Origin of the sequence: Pantoea sp. MT58 (genome assembly GCF_014495885.1) — a bacterium.
In the GTDB taxonomy this organism is placed as follows: domain Bacteria; phylum Pseudomonadota; class Gammaproteobacteria; order Enterobacterales; family Enterobacteriaceae; genus Pantoea; species Pantoea eucalypti.
In genome coordinates, this window is sequence record NZ_CP061083.1 from 818,504 (window position 1) to 835,534 (window position 17,031).

Here is a 17,031-nt window from a genome sequence, read left to right on the forward strand (position 1 = left end):
ACCGGCTCAGGCTTTGCGCGTTATCCGCCTTTACATTTGCAAGACAATTCAGAAAACCGGCTGTGCTATTATGCGCAGCCTTAATTTATGTGCCTGACAACGCCCCTTTTCAGGGTTGAAAAATAGACGGTGAATGATGAATAACGGCTATATTGCATTTCCGCAGTTCGATCCAGTGATCTTCTCGCTCGGACCGGTTTCGCTTCACTGGTACGGTCTGATGTATCTGGTGGGCTTTGTTTTCGCCATGTGGCTGGCTGTACGTCGTGCCAATCAGCCTGGCAGCGGCTGGAAAAAAGAGGAAGTTGAGAATCTGCTTTATGCAGGTTTCCTGGGTGTATTCCTGGGCGGACGTATCGGCTATGTGCTTTTCTACAACTTACCGCTGTTTCTGGAAAATCCACTCTATCTGTTTAAAGTCTGGGATGGCGGCATGTCGTTCCACGGTGGCCTGATCGGGGTGATTGTGGTGATGCTGGTCTTTGCCCGCCGTACCAAACGACATTTCTTCCAGGTTGCTGATTTCATTGCGCCGCTGATCCCGTTTGGTCTGGGTGCTGGTCGTCTCGGTAACTTCATTAACGGCGAGCTCTGGGGCCGTGTCGATCCGGGCTTCCGTTACGCTATGCTGTTCCCGGGCTCCCGCAGCGAAGATGTCGCGCTGGCCGCCACCAATCCACAATATCAGGCGCTGCTCAACACCTATGGCGTACTGCCGCGTCATCCTTCCCAGCTCTATGAACTGGCGCTGGAAGGCGTGGTGCTGTTCATCATCCTGAACCTGTTTATCCGTAAGCCACGCCCGATGGGTAGCGTCTCTGGCCTGTTCCTGATTGGTTACGGCGCTTTCCGTATTATCGTTGAGTTCTTCCGCCAGCCGGATGCCCAGCTTGGCCTGTTTGAAGGCGGAATCAGTATGGGACAGATCCTCTCTGTGCCAATGATTGTTGCCGGTATTATTATGATGATCTGGGCGTATCGTCGTCGCCCGCAGCCACAATTTCGCGAGGAAAAATGAAACAGTATCTGGATTTAATGCAACATGTGCTGCACGAAGGCACACCAAAAGCTGACCGTACCGGCACCGGTACGCTTTCAATTTTTGGCCACCAGATGCGTTTCAATCTGCAGGATGGTTTTCCGCTGGTCACCACCAAAAAATGCCATATCCGCTCCATTATTCATGAGCTGCTGTGGTTTCTGAAAGGTGACACCAACATCGCTTATCTCAGGGAAAACAAGGTCTCAATCTGGGATGAGTGGGCGGATGAGAACGGCGATCTCGGCCCGGTCTATGGTAAGCAGTGGCGTAGCTGGGGAACAGCCAGCGGTCAGGAAATTGACCAGTTAAGTCAGGTGATGGAGCAGCTAAAGCGCGATCCTGACTCTCGCCGGATTATCGTGTCAGCCTGGAACGTCGGTGAACTCAGTGAGATGGCGCTGGCTCCCTGCCACGCGTTCTTCCAGTTCTACGTGGCGGACGGCAAGCTCTCCTGCCAGCTTTATCAGCGCTCGTGCGATATCTTCCTGGGCCTGCCGTTTAACATTGCCAGCTATGCGCTGCTGGTGCATATGGTGGCGCAGCAGTGCGATCTGCAGGTGGGCGATTTCGTCTGGACCGGCGGTGATACGCACCTCTACAGCAACCATCTGGAACAGGCGCGTCTGCAGCTGACTCGTGAGCCACGTCCGCTGCCAAAACTTGTTATCAAACGCAAACCGGCATCACTGTTTGATTATCAGTTCGACGATTTCGAGATTGAAGGCTACGATCCCCATCCTGCGATCAAAGCCCCTGTCGCTGTCTGATTTGCGATAGATAGAAAATAACGCCCTGGCAACCTCGCCGGGGCTTTTTTTTGCCTGCAAACCGGCAAATCTGCGGCACCGCTCGTTCTTTTTTGCCACTGTCTGCTGATGGGGCATATTCTCTGCAATGCGCTTTCCAGTCTGCTACAACACGCCTTGTTTCACCTTTTCATACCCCGCACTCTGCAGTGATGAAAACAGCATACTTACGTGGTTTTACTCTGCCGGAACTGCTGCTGGTGATGGTCATTGCTGGCATGCTGAGTCTTGCCGCGATGAATGGCTGGCAGCGCTGGCAACAGCGGCAGGCGCTACTTGACAGCGCTCAGCAACTGCAGGGATTTCTGCTACGGCTGCGCGCCCAGGCCAACCGGCAGAATAGCGACCTGGTGCTATGGTCACAGCCTGGCGAGCCCTGGTGTATCGGTGCCGGAAGCCGCCCTGTGACGGGTTGCGGTAACGGGAAACGGCTGTATTTCATCGCGCCGCACCCGGATGTTGTGTTCTATGGCATCCGGGGTGAACCGGGTTTCTATGGCCGCCGCAATGTCGCCAGAGCGGGCAGCATTGAACTGGGAAATCGCGCCGGACGCATACGTCTGATTATCTCAGCCAGAGCCCGTATTCGCCTCTGCATGATCGATGAGGAAACATGCCGTTGAAAATCGCAGGATTCAGCCTGCTGGAGATGCTGATCGCCATGGCAATCAGCGCCGTCATCATGCTCAGCGTTGGCCGTTTTCTGCCATTGCTGCTGGCAGAGAACGCGGGTGTGCTGCAACGGGCACAGCTGCGTCAGGAGTTACAGCAGATGATGGCAACGCTGGAAAAGTCGGTGCGGCGTGCGGGTTATTGTCACGGTGAATGTGCCAGGGAGGTACTGAAAATCAGTGAAAATTGCCTGCTGCTGCGCTGGGATGAAAACAGCAACGGTCAATGGGAAGGGGTGAGCCATGCAGAAAGTGACTATTACGGTTATCGCCTGCGACAACAGCAGCTTGAGATGCAGCGTGGTGTTGATCAGTGTCAGTCAGCAGGCTGGGAGCGGCTCTCCGATCCCGCGTTTATGACGGTGGAGCAGTTCAGCGTGAGCCAGCAGGGCAGGCAGGTCAGGATAGTGTTGCAGGGTCGGGCTGGTCGCTGGCTTGAAACCGTGGAGAGCTGGATTGAGGGAGAGAACCTGTGAAGCAGCGAGGCAGCAGCGCCATGGGCATGGTGTTAATGATTATGGTCATCGGGAGTTTTACGCTGCACGCCAGCCGAAAGATGTCAGAGCAGGGAATGCGACTGCTGGCCGATGAGCAGCAGTTTGTGCAGGATTTCTGGCGGGCGCAGTCGGCGCTGCAATGGGGTTTATCCCTGAACTGGCCAGCCAGTGAGGCGGCCCGCTGTCAGCAGGATGATCGCCAGGGCTGGCGCAGCTGTTTACAACGAGGAGAAAAGGATGAAGGTCTGCTTAAAGGTGAGGCAAGCGGCAGTGGCATGGCGGTCTGGCATTGGGTCCGGCTACAGGGCAATCAGATTACCGCGTTGCCGCATGGCTGGATCGACTATTGCCCGCTCACGCCTCTGGCAGCCTGTTTGTAAGCGCGATGGATTCAGCCTGCCGGAAGTGTTGTTTGCTCTGCTGTTAATGGCATTAAGCAGCAGCACCCTGTTGCACTATCATCGCGCACTGGCAGTGGGATTCAGCCAGCAATGGTATCAGCGTGAGGCATGGCGGGTTGCTGAGCAACGTCTGGCAGGGCATGAAGTGGCAGGCTGGAAATCCACGCTGCAAGAGCAGAGCAGTCCCTCAGGCTGCACTCTGGAGCGGGCTGACGTAACGGGGCCTTATCAGCGTAGTGCCAGCCTGACACGCCTGCGTTGTTAAACGTCGCGGGTCGCCCTTTTGATGGGTTTCAACGGCGATACGCGGTAAAGTGAGAGTGCCGCAATACCGCAGTCATGTTCTGAGTTATCACAGGAGTTTTCATGTTTCACGTTTATCACTCAAATCAGCTTGATGTTCTGAAAATTCTGGCGGCTGCGGTGATTAAACATGATCCTCTTGATGATCCTTTCGCCTCAGAAATGGTGCTGGTGCAGAGCCCGGGGATGGCGCAGTGGCTGCAAATGGAGCTGGCGCAAACCTTTGGTATTGCGGCCAATATCGAATTCCCGCTGCCTGCCAGTTTTATCTGGGAGATGTTCGTCCGCGTTCTGCCTGATATTCCGGTTGAAAGTGCCTTCAGTAAGGCCAGCATGGGCTGGAAGCTGATGCACCGGCTGCCGGTGATGCTGGAGCAGGAAGAGTTCACCTCTTTACGCCACTATCTCCATGACGACGGGGATAAGCGAAAGCTGTTTCAGCTCAGCGCCCGCGTAGCCGATCTGTTCGACCAGTATCTGGTCTATCGCGCCGACTGGCTCAATAGCTGGGAGCGTGGCGAAACCATTGAGGGGCTGGGCGAGGCGCAGCGCTGGCAGGCCGCATTGTGGCGCGATCTGGTGAGTTATACCCAGGCGCTGGGGCAGCCTGAGTGGCACCGTGCCAACCTCTATTCACGATTCATCCAGACGCTCGGGCAGGCGAAAAGCACGCCGGAAAATCTGCCCAAACGCGTCTTCATCTGTGGCATCTCTGCGCTGCCGCCGGTTTACCTGCAGGCGTTGCAGGCGCTGGGACGGCACATCGACATCCATCTGCTGTTCACCAATCCCTGCCGCGATTACTGGGGTGACATTCAGGACTATGCGTTTCTGGCAAAACTGCAAAGCCGTCAGCGCCGGCGTCATGGTGCTGATGAATCTCGCGGACTCTTCCGGGATGCAGAGCAGGCACCCGCGCTGTTTAACGACGCGGGCGAACAGCAGCTGACCAATCCGTTGCTCGCCTCATGGGGCAAGCTGGGGCGCGATAACCTGTTTCTGCTCAGTCAGATGGACTCTAACGACGATATCGATGCGTTTGTGGATGTCGAGCCAGACAACCTGCTGCACTGCATGCAGCACGATCTTCTCAATCTGCAGGATAACGCCGTTATCGGCTTGAATGCGGCGGAACTGGCGCACAGCGATCAGAAGCGCTGCCTGGATCCGGCGGATCGCTCAATTGCGGTGCAGGTCTGTCACAGCGCCCAGCGTGAAGTTGAAGTATTGCAGGATCATCTGCTGGCGATGATGGAGGCCGATCCGACGCTGAAAGCGCGTGACATCATCGTCATGGTGGCGGATATCGACGCCTACGCCCCGTTTATTCAGGCTGTGTTCGCCAACGCACCTGCCGATCGCTATCTGCCGTTTGCCATTTCAGATCGCCGTGCCAGTCAGGCGCATCCGGCCATTGTCGCGTTTCTTCATCTGCTGGCACTGCCGGACAGCCGTTTTGTCTCAGAGGATGTACTGGCGCTACTGGATGTTCCGGCGCTGGCCTCCCACTTCGCCATTGATGAAAGCGGCCTGCGCTTACTGCGGCGCTGGGTCAGCGAATCGGGTGTGCGCTGGGGGCTGGATGATGCCAGTGTTGAAGCCCTGTCTCTTCCTGTCACCGGGCAGCACACCTGGCGTTTTGGCCTGCAGCGTATGCTGCTGGGCTATGCGATGGAGAGCCACAATGGAGACTGGGAGGGGATTCTGCCTTATGACGAGTCGGGTGGTCTGGCAGGCGAACTGGCGGGCCATCTCGCAGAGCTGCTCTCCCGGCTTAATCACTGGCGACAGCGGCTGGCTGAACCGCGGCCACTGGCGGCCTGGCTGCCCCTGTGCCGGGAACTGCTGAACGCCTTTTTCAGCCCCGATGCAGAAACCGAGGCCGCCTTGCTGCTGGTGGAAGAGCAGTGGCAGCAATTGATTGAATATGGCATGGATGCACGGTTTGAAGAGGCGATTCCGGTGGCGCTGTTGCGCGATGATCTGCGTAGCCGGCTTGATCAGCAACGCATCAGCCAGCGATTCCTGGCAGGACAGATTAACTTCTGTACCCTGATGCCGATGCGCTCCATCCCTTTTCAACTGGTCTGTTTGCTGGGCATGAATGACGGCGTCTATCCGCGCACCCTGGCGCCATTAGGCTTTGATCTGATGCAGCAACAGTCCCGCAAAGGCGATCGCAGTCGCCGCGATGATGACCGCTACCTCTTCCTGGAAGCGATGATTTCGGCACAGCGGCAGCTCTATATCAGCTACATCGGCCGGGCGATTCAGGATAATACGGAACGCTACCCTTCGGTGCTGGTCACAGAATTACTGGAGTACATCGGACAGAGTTTTTATCTGGACGGTGATGGGCACCTTGAGCTGGATGAGAGTGCTGAACGGGTGCGGATGCATTTGCAGCACCTGCACAGCCGGATGCCCTTTGCTGCGGAGAACTTTAAGCCGGCGGCCAGACTGCAGAGTTTCGCGCGTGAATGGCTGCCTGCCGCGCAGGGGATGGGGCAGCCCCAGCCCGATTTTGTTCAGCCAATTGAGGCGCCGGTAACGGATGCGCTGACACTGGAGGCACTTCTGCGCTTCTGGCGGCATCCGGTGCGTGCCTGGTTTCATCAGCGGCTTGGCGTGAGCTTCTGGCTGGAGGAGGACGAACTGCCCGACAGCGAGCCGTTTTCGCTCGACAACCTGGAACGTTATCAGATCAACGCACAATTGCTGAATGCTCTGGTCGAAGGCGAGGATACGCAGCGGCTCTATACATACCATCGTGCGGCCGGCAATCTGCCTTATGGCGCCTTCGGTGAGCTGTTCTGGCAGGCGCAGCGTGATGAGATGCAGGAAGTGGCGGCAGAAGTCGTGACGCAACGCAGCGACGGCGAGAGCTGGGAAGTGAATCTGCAACTTGAGCAGGTCAGCTTAACCGGCTGGCTGACACAGGTGCAGGGTGATGGATTACTGCGCTGGCGACCTGGCGTGCTCAATATGAACGACGGACTGCTGCTCTGGCTGGAGCACCTGGTTTACTGCGCGCTGGGAGGCACAGGCAGCAGCCGGATGTTTGGCCGGCAGCAAAGCCGCTGGTGTTTCCTTGCCGTATCGCAACAAGAGGCGATCGCTGCCCTGAATGAGTATGTCGCTGGCTATCTTGCCGGTATGCGTCAGCCGCTGATGCTGCTTAACAGGAGCGGCGGCGCATGGCTCACCGCCAGCTACGACAAAAAAAGTCAGCAGTTGCTGACTGATGAGGCGACTCAGCTCAAGGCGCGCAATCGCCTGCTGACGGCCTGGTCTGGCAACTATCAGGTTGAGGGTGAAGGCAGCGATCCCTATCTGCAACGTCTTTGCCGGGTACTGGATGTGCCCCAATTACAACAGATAACTGAGGCGGCACAGCGCTGGTATTTACCGGTGCTGGCTGCACATCAGGATGATGAATAGCCATCAGAAAGCGTTTTGCTAACTGATTCATTACACAGCAATTTTGCTCTGCTTTGAGCCGCCGTGTCCGATATTGGCGGCTTATCGGGAAATGAAAGGGGTTTACATGCGGGTACACGCACGCTGGATAGCGGCGCTAATGTTAAGCCTGGTGGCTTGCACGGCACAGGCGCAGACATCTTCAGGCTGGCAGCCAGTTAACGACACCATTCACAAAAGTGAACAGGATCCTCGTCATTATCAGGCTATCCGGCTGGACAACGGGATGACGGTATTACTGGTTTCCGATCCTGTGGCGCCGAAATCGCTGGCGGCGCTGACGCTGCCGATAGGATCGCTGGACGATCCCGATCAGCAGGCGGGGCTGGCGCACTACCTTGAGCATATGGTGCTGATGGGCTCAAAACATTATCCGCAACCCGACAATCTGGCTGAATTCCTGAAAAAGCATGGCGGCAGCCACAACGCCAGCACGGCCTCTTACCGCACCGCTTTTTATCTGGAAGTGGAAAACGATTCGCTGGAGCCTGCGGTGGATCGCCTGGCGGATGCCGTGGCCGAGCCGCTGCTGGATCCGGTTAATGCCGACCGTGAGCGCCATGCTGTGAATGCGGAGCTGACCATGGCCCGCTCGCGTGATGGCCTGCGTATGGCACAGGTCGGTGCTGAAACCCTGAACCCGGCACATCCGGCATCACGTTTCTCGGGCGGCAATCTTGAAACCCTGAAAGATAAACCCGGCAGCAAACTGCACCAGGCGCTGCTCGATTTTTACCATACTCATTACTCCGCCAACCTGATGAAGGCGGTGATCTACAGCAATAAACCGCTGCCGGAAATGGCGTCAATTGCAGCTAAAACCTTTGGGCGGGTACAAAATCATAATGCCAGCGTGCCAGACATTACGGTGCCGGTGGTGACCGATGCCCAGCAGGGCGTCATTATTCATTACGTTCCTGCACAGCCGCGCAAGCAGCTTAAAATTGAGTTCCGCATTGCCAACAACAGCGATCGCTTCCGCAGTAAAACCGACACGCTGATTAGCTACTTAATCAGTAATCGCAGTAAAAACACGCTCACCGACTGGCTGCAAAAACAGGGACTGGCCGATGGAGTGAATGCAGGCGCGGACCCAATGACCGAGCGTAATAGCGGCGTGTTTGCTATTACCGTCTCACTCACGGATAAAGGCCTGGCACAGCGTGATGACGTGGTGGCGGCGATCTTCAGCTATATCAACCTGCTGCGTCAGCAGGGCGATGATAAGCGTTATTTCGACGAAGTTTCACACGTGCTGGCACTCGACTTCCGCTACCCCTCTATTACCCGCGATATGGATTATATTGAATGGCTGGTTGATACCATGCTGCGCGTACCGGTGGAAGATACGCTGGATGCACCTTATCTGGCGGATCAGTACGATGCCGCGGCGATCAAATCCCGGCTTGAAGAGATGACCCCGCAGCATGCGCGAATCTGGTACATCAGTCCGCAGGAGCCGCACAATAAAACCGCCTATTTTGTGGAAGCGCCTTATCAGGTTGAGAAGATCACGCCACAAACGTTTGCCGACTGGCAGCAGCGCGCCAGTCAGATTTCGCTGGCGATGCCGGTGCTGAACCCCTATATCCCGGATGACTTCACCCTGTTGCCATCAGACGGTAAAACGTATCAGCATCCGGTGAAGCTGGATAACGAAGACGGTATGCGTATTTACTGGATGCCCAGCCGCTATTATGCCAGCGAGCCCAAAGCGGCCATAACCCTCGCGTTACGTAACCGGCATGCGATCAGTGACGCCCGCCAGCAGGTGCTGTTTGGCCTCAATGACTACCTCTCAAGTCTGGCACTGGACACGTTAAACTCACAGGCCTCGGTGGGCGGCATCAGCTTCTCAACCGGTGAGGATGACGGGCTGGTGTTTAGCGCCAGTGGCTTTACTCAGCGCCTGCCCACGCTGCTGAAGAAACTGGTAGAGGGCTATGCCACCTTCCAGCCGACAGAACAGCAGCTGGCGCAGGCTAAATCCTGGTATCTGGAGCGGCTGGACGCGGCGGAGAAAGGCAAGGCGTTTGAACAGGCGATTCAGCCGATGCAGTTGCTCTCACAGTTGCCTTATACCCAGCGCGAAACCCGTCGCAAGCTGGTGAGCACGCTCACACTGAAGGATGTAACGACCTATCGCGACTCGCTGTTCCGCGACGCGACCCCGGAGATGCTGGTGGTGGGTAATCTCAGTGCGGAGAGTGTGAAGCAACTGGGACATGAGCTTAAACAGCAGGTGCAGAGTAATGCGACCCGCGACTGGCACAGCCAGTATGTGGCCATTAAAAAACCGATGAAAGCCAACCTGCAACAGCAGGGCAGCAGCACTGACTCCGCCCTTGCCGCGCTCTATGTTCCACTGGGATACAGCGAATATCAGAGCATGGCGCACAGTTCTATGCTGAGTCAGATTGTGCAGCCCTGGTTCTACAATCAGTTGCGCACCAAAGAGCAGCTCGGTTATGCCGTCTTTGCCTTCCAGATGCCAGTGGGCCGTCAGTGGGGCATCGGTTTCCTGCTGCAGAGTAATAGCAAGCAACCGGGCTGGCTATTGCAGCGCTATCAGGCCTTCTATCCGCAGGCAGAAAAGCGTCTTCGCAGCATGAGTCAGGCAGACTTTGTTCAGTATCAGCAGGCGATGATCAATGATTTGCAGCAGCGTCCTCAGACGCTCTTTGAGGAAGCGGACCGTTATAGCCGCGACTTTGATCGACAGAATGATCTGTTTAACACCCGGCAAAAAATGGCCGAGCAGGTGGCGCGGTTAACCCCGGCCAGCCTGGCTGACTTTTTCCGGCAGGCGGTGATCGAACACAAGGGCATGGTGATGACGTCACAGATTGCCGGCACCGGCAACGGCAAGGTTGAATTTGCCCGCCAGCCTGGCTGGAAAACCTGGAAAGAACTGGCGAAACTGCAGCAGTCGCTGCCGGTTAAGAGTGAGACCCAATGACGCAGTTACCGCCCGTATCGCTGAATCCCTTAACGCTGCCGCTCAGAGGCGAGCGGCTGATTGAGGCATCAGCAGGCACCGGAAAAACCTTTACCATTGGTCTGCTCTATCTGCGCCTGCTGCTGGGGCTGGGCGGCGAAAACGCGTATAGCCGGCCACTCTCGGTAGAAGAAATTTTAGTGGTGACCTTCACCGAGGCCGCGACGGCGGAGTTACGCGGCCGCATCCGCGAAAATATTCATCAGCTGCGGCTGGCCTGTATTCGCGGCGAAAGCCGCAATCCGATGCACCAGTTGCTGCTGGCGCAGATGCCCGATCTGAGTCAGGCCGCTGCGCAGCTGCTGGCGGCCGAACGCCAGATGGATGAAGCCGCCATCTTCACCATTCACGGCTTCTGTCAGCGAATGCTGAATCTCAACGCGTTTGAATCGGGCATGCTATTCGAGCAGGAGTTGATAGAAGATGAACAGGCACTGCTCAAGCAGTCCACTGCCGATTTCTGGCGGCGTCAGTGCTATCCACTCAGTCTGGATGTGGCACGGATTATCGCCGCAGAGTGGAGCGGACCCGACAGCCTGCTGACGACACTGCGCCCCTGGCTACAGGGTGAGTCGCCAGTGCTCAAACGGCCGCCCGCTGCCGATGAGGATCTGGCGTCACGTCACGCCCGCAATCTGGCGCGCATCAACGCCATGAAGCAGCAGTGGCAGGCGCTGAGCGCCGATGTTGAAGGGATGATCAGCGCATCTGGCGTTGATAAGCGTAGCTATAGCAGTAAACACCTGCCCAACTGGGTCGCCCGCGTCACGCAGTGGGCCAGCAGCGAAACGCGTGATTATCAGTTGCCTAAAGAGCTGGAGCGTTTTGGACAGCAGGTGCTTGATGAGAAAACGAAAAAGGGTGAAGCACCGCGCCATTCGCTGTTTGAGGCTGTTGATCAGTTTCTGGCAGAACCGCTGTCGCTGCGGGATGTGATCATTGCGCAGGCGCTGACCGATGTACGAGCCACAGTTCAGCGCGAGAAACGGTTACGTGCGCTGTTAGGTTTCGATGACCTGCTCAGTAAGCTGGATGAAGCGTTGCAGCAGCCGGGCGGCGTGTTGCTGGCTGAAACTATCCGGGCGCGTTTCCCGGTGGCACTGATTGATGAATTTCAGGATACCGATCCACAGCAGTATCGCATCTTCCGTACGCTCTACATTAATCAGCCAGAACAGGCGCTGTTTCTGATCGGTGACCCCAAGCAGGCCATCTATGCGTTTCGCGGTGCGGATATTTTTACCTACTTGCGGGCCAGAAACGAAGTCAGTGCTCACTACACACTTGATACTAACTGGCGTTCTTCACCTGAGATGGTCGAGAGCGTCAATCGCCTCTTTTCTCAGATCGATTCGCCTTTTCTGTTTTCGGCGATCCCCTTTCAGCCGGTAATGCCCGCTGCGCCCAACCAGTCACTGAAGCTGATTTTTGACGAGCAGCAGCAACCGGCGTTACGGTTCTGGCTGCAGCCCGGTGAGGGCGTCGGCAACAGCGATTACCAGCAGTTTATGGCGCAACAGTGTGCGGCAGATATCAGCCGCTGGCTGGTGGCCGGACAGCAGGGACGTGCCTGCCTGGGCAAAGGCGACGCGCTACAGCCAGTGCGGGCTTCTGATATTACCGTGCTGGTGCGCAGTCGCAATGAGGCCGGTTTGATCCGCGACGCGCTGAATGCGTTGTCAATTCCCTCGGTCTATCTCTCCAGCCGGGACAGCGTTTACACCACGCCGGAAGCGCGCGAATTACTCTGGTTACTTCAGGCGATTCAGGCTCCTGAACAGGAACGGCTGCTGCGTAGCGCACTGGCCACCTCTATTTTTGCTATTGATGCCGCGACGCTGGATGCGCTGACGCAGAATGAACGCGAGTGGGATGCGCTGGTGGAGCAGTTTGCCGTCTGGCAGCAGTTGTGGCACCAGCGCGGCGTGTTACCGATGCTGCGTGATGTCATGATCAAGCGGCAGCTGGCGGAAAATATGCTGGCCTCGGAGAACGGGGAACGTCGCCTGACGGACCTGATGCATCTGGGTGAACTGCTGCAGGAAGCCTCAGTACAGCTGGAGAGTCCTCACGCTCTGGTGCGTTTTCTGGCGCAGCAGATTGCCCGACCAAACAGCCAGGCCGCCAGCCAGCAGCTGCGTCTGGAAAGCGACCGCCATCTGGTGCAAATCGTCACCATCCACAAATCGAAAGGGCTGCAGTATCCCCTGGTATGGCTGCCGTTTGCTGCCGGATTCCGCGAGGCGGCCAGCGCGCTTTATCACGATCGTGACAACTTCATGGCGCTGCTTGATGTGCAGGGCGATGCACAGAGTCTGGCGTTAGCCGAAGAGGAGCGTCTGGCGGAAGATTTGCGTCTGCTCTATGTGGCGCTGACCCGCTCGATCTATCACTGCAGCGTCGGCATTGCACCGCTGATTAAAGGCACGCGAAAAAAAGAGGGCGAAAGCGATCTGCACAAAAGCGCGCTCGGGTATCTGGTGCAGCAGGGTGAGGCGGCGGATGCGCAGCAGCTCAGCCAGAAACTGAATGCGCTAACCGGTGAGGGGATTGCGCTGGTTGAAGCCGATCTGATGCCGGGAGAAAGGTGGCAGGACGCTGAGCAGGGCGATGAGGTATTGAGCAGTCGCGACGTGACCCGCGCACTGGCGGATGCCTGGCGGGTCACCAGCTATTCCGGCCTGCAACAGCATCACAGCTCGTCACTTCTTGATGCATTGCCAAACTTCGATATTGATGCGGCGGGCGAGGACGAGAGTGGTGAAGAGGCTGCATTGACACCGCACCATTTTCCGCGCGGTGCGGCGCCGGGCACCTTCCTGCACGGTTTGTTTGAGTCGATCGACTTTACCGAACTGCCGGATCGCGTCTGGCTGGAGGATCAGCTGCAGCATAATGGCTATCCGTCAGACTGGTTACCGGTCCTGGAACAGTGGATTGAGCGGGTATTGCATACGCCGCTTAACGCGGAAGGGCTGACGCTATCGGCAATTAAAAGCAGCGAACGACTGATCGAAATGGAGTTCTATTTGCCGATCAACAATCTGCTGACGGCGGCCGATCTTGACGATCTGCTGCGCCAGCACGACAGCCTCTCTCTGCAGGCCGCCCCGCTGGATTTTCGTCAGGTGCGCGGCATGCTCAAGGGGTTTATCGATCTGGTTTTCCGCTGGCAGGGAAAATATTATCTGCTCGATTACAAATCGAACTGGCTGGGCGATAGCCATGCCGCTTACACACCCGAGGCGATGGCGCAGGCCATGATCGGCCACCGTTATGATCTGCAGTATCAGCTCTATACGCTGGCGCTGCATCGCTATCTGCAACATCGCCTGCCGGACTACCACTATGAGCAACATTTTGGCGGCGTCTTTTATCTGTTTTTACGCGGGATGGACGGCAGCTCGCCGGACAACGGCATTTTTGCCACCCGACCTGGCGAAGCCTTTGTGGAAGCGATCGATGCACTGTTTGGTGAAACCGGAGAGGTGTTATGAGTGACATGCTGAGTCTGCTGCAGCAGGCAGTAGAGAAGCGTCTCCTGCGCCCGCTCGATATTCAGTTTGCACAACTCGTGGTGCCGGAATCACAGCCTGCGCGGCTGCTCGCTGCCGCCTGCGTCAGCGCTGAGGCAGGTGAAGGGCACGTCTGTTTTCCGCTGAGCAATCTCTGTGAGGCGCACCTGTTTGCCGGACGTCAGCCTGCGCTGGCCCAGGCGATCTGGCAGGCTGCTGGCGCGCCGGATGACTGGTTATCACACTTCGCTGACTGGCCGGCGGTGAGTGATGGAAGCCGGGTGACGCCACTGGTTCTAAGCAACCAGCGTTTATATCTGCATCGGCTTTGGCAAAGCGAAGGTCGCGTTGTCGATTTTTTTGCTGCCCAGGAAGTGAAAACCGCGTTTGATATCCGTGCCGCAGGAGATGTCCTTAACAGCCTGTTTGACGACCAGCCAGAGAACTGGCAGAAAATTGCTGCAGCAGTGGCGCTGACCCGCAAAACAGCAGTCATTTCCGGCGGGCCAGGCACAGGCAAAACCACCACCGTAGCGAAACTGCTCGCCGCCCTGATTCGCCTGAATCCGGGCGCGCTGCGCATCCAGCTGGCGGCACCGACGGGCAAAGCTGCCGCGCGGCTGACCGAGTCACTGGGCAGGGCACTGCAGGATCTGGCCGTCAGCGACGAAGAACGGCAGCGTTTTCCTGCCGAAGCCACTACGCTGCATCGCCTGCTGGGCGCTCAGCCGGATACCCAGCGGCTACGCTACCATGCCGGTAATCCGCTGCATCTGGATGTGCTGGTTGTCGATGAAGCGTCGATGGTCGATCTCTCAATGATGGCAAAACTGATCGCCGCGCTGCCTGCCCATGCCCGCGTGGTGTTTCTGGGCGATCGCGATCAGCTGGCCTCTGTTGAAGCCGGTGCGGTGCTGGGCGATATCTGCCGCTGCACGGAAAGCGGCTACAGCCTGGCGCGGGCAGAACAGCTCGCCCTGCTGACCGGCTGCACGTTACAGGGCAGTGATGATGCGCAGGCACCGGCAGTGCGCGACAGCATCTGCCTGCTGCAAAAGAGTTATCGGTTTGACGCCGTATCCGGCATCGGCCAGCTGGCAAAAGCGATTAATCAGGGTGATGCCGACCAGGTCAGAGCGGTGTTTGCAGCGGCCCATAAAGATGTCAGTTACCAGCCGCTGAACAGCGCGGAAGCGTATCAGGGGATGCTGGACGAAGTCGCACAGGGCTACCAGCCCTTCCTGCAGCTCATCAGGCAGCACGCACCACCCGCTGAGATCATAACCGCTTTTGGTCGTTATCAGCTGTTGTGCGCGTTACGTGACGGACCCTTTGGCGTTCAGGGTCTGAACCAGCGTATTGAGCAGCGACTGATGCAACTGCAGCGCATCCGGCGTCCTGGAATGGGTAGCCGCTGGTATGAAGGTCGTCCGGTGATGATTACCCGAAACGACAGCGCACTCGGCCTGTTTAATGGCGATATCGGCATTACGCTGCGGGATGAAGAGGGCAACCTGAAAGTCTTTTTCCCGCTACCCGATGGGTCGATCAAGGCAATTCAGCCGAGCCGGTTGCCTTCACATGAAACCGCCTGGGTGATGACGGTGCACAAATCGCAGGGGTCGGAGTTTGATCACACCGCGCTTGTGATGCCCACGCAGTTGCTGCCGGTTCTGACCCGTGAACTGGTCTATACCGCGATTACCCGTGCGCGTAAACAACTGACTATTTACAGTGAACCTGGCGTGTTTCAGCGTGCCGTGCAGCAGCAAACGCAGCGGCGCAGCGGTCTGGTAGAGCGACTGGCGGAAACGCGCTGAGAAGAGAGGGACAGATCACGATGTGGGTGATTGTCCCTTCTGCGGTGAATCAGGTGAGGTCGGCCATCAGCACTTTTGAACGGCGCTGATAGTTATACATCTCTTTTTTACTTTCGGGCAGTGACTCAATATCAACCGGCGTAAAGCCGCGCTCCTGGAACCAGTGGATACTGCGCGTGGTCAACACAAACAGCTTTTCCAGTCCCATCTGCTTTGCCTGCAACGCCACGCGCTGCAACAGCATCTCTCCGCGTGAGGAGCTGCGATAATCAGGATGAACCGCCACACAGGCCATCTCGCCAATCTTCTCATCCATAAACGGATAGAGTGCGGCACAGGCGATGGTCAGATTGTCGCGCTGAATAATCGTGAACTTATCGATCTCCATTTCCAGCTGCTCGCGAGAGCGACGTACCAGAATGCCCTGTTGCTCCAGCGGCCGGATCAGTTCGAGGATGCCGCCGATATCGTTGATATTGGCGCGGCGGATCTGCTCTGCCGACTCCATAACGATCTGCGTGCCGATACCGTCGCGTGAGAAGAGTTCCTGCAACAGTGCGCCATCTTCCTGATAGCTGATTAAATGGCTGCGGCGCACACCACTTCGGCAGGCTTTCACCGCGCCACGCAGAAAGCGAACAGTGCCGGAAAGATAATCGCCTTCCTTTTCAATCTCGTCGATACGGGCCTGCGCGTCATTCGGGAACAGCTCAGAGATAATTTCACCTTCGCTATTCAGGACGCCTTGCTCAGAGCAGAAGCCGATCATTTTTTCCGCTTTCAGCTTAATCGCCAGCTGCGTGGCCACTTCTTCCGAGGTGAGGTTGAAGCTCTCGCCCGTAACAGACACCGCCACCGGGCCCATCAGCACAATGGCATCGTTATCCAGCTGGCGATGAATCGCCTCTTCATCGATACGACGGATACGCCCGCTATGGCAGTAATCCACGCCATCATCCACGCCCAGCGGCTGTGAAATAATGAAGTTGCCGCTGACCACATTGATATGTGCGCCCTGCAGCGGGGTGTTGTTGAGACTCATAGAGAGGCGGGCAGTGATATCCAGCTGCAGCCGGCCGGCGGCCTGTTTGACCAGCTCCAGCGATTGCGCGTCGGTCACCCGGGTAAATTTATGATAAACCGGCTCCAGCTGCTGCTGCGCCAGGCTAGCATCAATCTGCGGCCGGGCACCATAAACCACCACCAGGCGGATGCCCAGGCTGTGCAGCAGGCCGATGTCATTAACGATGCCAGAGAAGTTCTCATGCTCAATCGCTTCGCCACCCAGCATGATGACAAAGGTTTTACCCCGGTGGGCATTGATATAGGGAACGGTATGGCGAAAACCCTGAACCAGTTCGGTACTACGTTCCTTCACGGCCAACCCTCAGTGAATGTTTATTCGTATTTTTTGTATTTTTATGCTTTTACGCCCGGTTTTGCAAGTCTTAATCCTGACGAAAATTTACGTTTTTATGGGTGTCAAAGCCGCTAACAG

At 57.0% G+C, this 17,031-nt stretch carries 11 protein-coding genes; 10 read left to right on the plus strand and 1 reads right to left on the minus strand.

The window, feature by feature from the left end; translation table 11 throughout:
• The first annotated feature begins 136 nt into the window (after positions 1-136).
• The 10 genes from lgt to recD all read left to right on the plus strand — a co-directional run bounded on the left by lgt (position 137) and on the right by recD (position 15,533).
• Entirely contained in the window at positions 137-1,018 is an 882-nt protein-coding gene (lgt, locus tag IAI47_RS03925; RefSeq protein WP_003853950.1) for a prolipoprotein diacylglyceryl transferase, read from the plus strand.
• Positions 1,015-1,809 carry a thymidylate synthase gene (gene thyA / locus IAI47_RS03930; RefSeq protein ID WP_008925655.1) on the plus strand — a complete coding sequence of 265 codons (795 nt, stop codon included), beginning with the start codon at positions 1,015-1,017 and terminating at the stop codon, positions 1,807-1,809. The genes lgt and thyA overlap by 4 nt, the downstream gene beginning before the upstream one ends.
• A gap of 191 nt (positions 1,810-2,000) precedes the next feature.
• Positions 2,001-2,471: a prepilin-type N-terminal cleavage/methylation domain-containing protein gene (locus IAI47_RS03935; protein WP_008925654.1), complete on the plus strand. Its 471-nt coding sequence runs from the start codon at positions 2,001-2,003 to the stop codon at positions 2,469-2,471.
• The gene (locus IAI47_RS03940) at positions 2,462-2,995 is read left to right on the plus strand and encodes a prepilin peptidase-dependent protein (protein ID WP_008925653.1); all 534 of its coding nucleotides are present in this window, start codon (positions 2,462-2,464) and stop codon (positions 2,993-2,995) included. The genes IAI47_RS03935 and IAI47_RS03940 overlap by 10 nt, the downstream gene beginning before the upstream one ends.
• On the plus strand, positions 2,992-3,396 hold the full coding sequence (locus tag IAI47_RS03945) for a DUF2509 family protein (protein WP_033743127.1): 405 nt from the start codon (positions 2,992-2,994) through the stop codon (positions 3,394-3,396). Before IAI47_RS03940 ends, IAI47_RS03945 begins: the two co-directional genes overlap by 4 nt.
• Positions 3,347-3,682 carry a prepilin-type N-terminal cleavage/methylation domain-containing protein gene (locus IAI47_RS03950; RefSeq protein ID WP_008925652.1) on the plus strand — a complete coding sequence of 112 codons (336 nt, stop codon included), beginning with the start codon at positions 3,347-3,349 and terminating at the stop codon, positions 3,680-3,682. The genes IAI47_RS03945 and IAI47_RS03950 overlap by 50 nt, the downstream gene beginning before the upstream one ends.
• A gap of 101 nt (positions 3,683-3,783) precedes the next feature.
• On the plus strand, positions 3,784-7,161 hold the full coding sequence (gene recC / locus IAI47_RS03955) for an exodeoxyribonuclease V subunit gamma (RefSeq protein ID WP_008925651.1): 3,378 nt from the start codon (positions 3,784-3,786) through the stop codon (positions 7,159-7,161).
• Between the two features lie 106 nt (positions 7,162-7,267).
• Positions 7,268-10,159 carry a pitrilysin gene (ptrA, locus tag IAI47_RS03960; RefSeq protein WP_008925650.1) on the plus strand — a complete coding sequence of 964 codons (2,892 nt, stop codon included), beginning with the start codon at positions 7,268-7,270 and terminating at the stop codon, positions 10,157-10,159.
• Positions 10,156-13,695 (plus strand): exodeoxyribonuclease V subunit beta, encoded by a 3,540-nt coding sequence (recB, locus tag IAI47_RS03965; RefSeq protein ID WP_008925649.1) that lies wholly within the window; start codon positions 10,156-10,158, stop codon positions 13,693-13,695. Before ptrA ends, recB begins: the two co-directional genes overlap by 4 nt.
• Positions 13,692-15,533 carry an exodeoxyribonuclease V subunit alpha gene (recD, locus tag IAI47_RS03970; protein ID WP_008925648.1) on the plus strand — a complete coding sequence of 614 codons (1,842 nt, stop codon included), beginning with the start codon at positions 13,692-13,694 and terminating at the stop codon, positions 15,531-15,533. Before recB ends, recD begins: the two co-directional genes overlap by 4 nt.
• Before the next feature lie 49 nt (positions 15,534-15,582).
• Here the strand turns inward: recD and argA are convergent, their stop codons facing one another.
• A complete protein-coding gene (gene argA / locus IAI47_RS03975; RefSeq protein WP_003853937.1) occupies positions 15,583-16,911 on the minus strand; it encodes an amino-acid N-acetyltransferase in 1,329 nt (442 codons plus the stop codon).
• Between the last annotated feature and the right edge of the window lie 120 nt (positions 16,912-17,031).

What these genes read in the sequence shown, in the direction of transcription:
- recB (WP_008925649.1), top strand. Translation starts at nt 10,156, where the DNA reads ATGACGCAGTTACCGCCCGTATCGCTGAATCCCTTAACGCTGCCGCTC.
- lgt (WP_003853950.1), top strand. Translation starts at nt 137, where the DNA reads ATGAATAACGGCTATATTGCATTTCCGCAGTTCGATCCAGTGATCTTC.
- IAI47_RS03940 (WP_008925653.1), top strand. Translation starts at nt 2,462, where the DNA reads ATGCCGTTGAAAATCGCAGGATTCAGCCTGCTGGAGATGCTGATCGCC.
- IAI47_RS03935 (WP_008925654.1), top strand. Translation starts at nt 2,001, where the DNA reads ATGAAAACAGCATACTTACGTGGTTTTACTCTGCCGGAACTGCTGCTG.
- thyA (WP_008925655.1), top strand. Translation starts at nt 1,015, where the DNA reads ATGAAACAGTATCTGGATTTAATGCAACATGTGCTGCACGAAGGCACA.
- recD (WP_008925648.1), top strand. Translation starts at nt 13,692, where the DNA reads ATGAGTGACATGCTGAGTCTGCTGCAGCAGGCAGTAGAGAAGCGTCTC.
- IAI47_RS03950 (WP_008925652.1), top strand. Translation starts at nt 3,347, where the DNA reads ATGGCTGGATCGACTATTGCCCGCTCACGCCTCTGGCAGCCTGTTTGT.
- ptrA (WP_008925650.1), top strand. Translation starts at nt 7,268, where the DNA reads ATGCGGGTACACGCACGCTGGATAGCGGCGCTAATGTTAAGCCTGGTG.
- recC (WP_008925651.1), top strand. Translation starts at nt 3,784, where the DNA reads ATGTTTCACGTTTATCACTCAAATCAGCTTGATGTTCTGAAAATTCTG.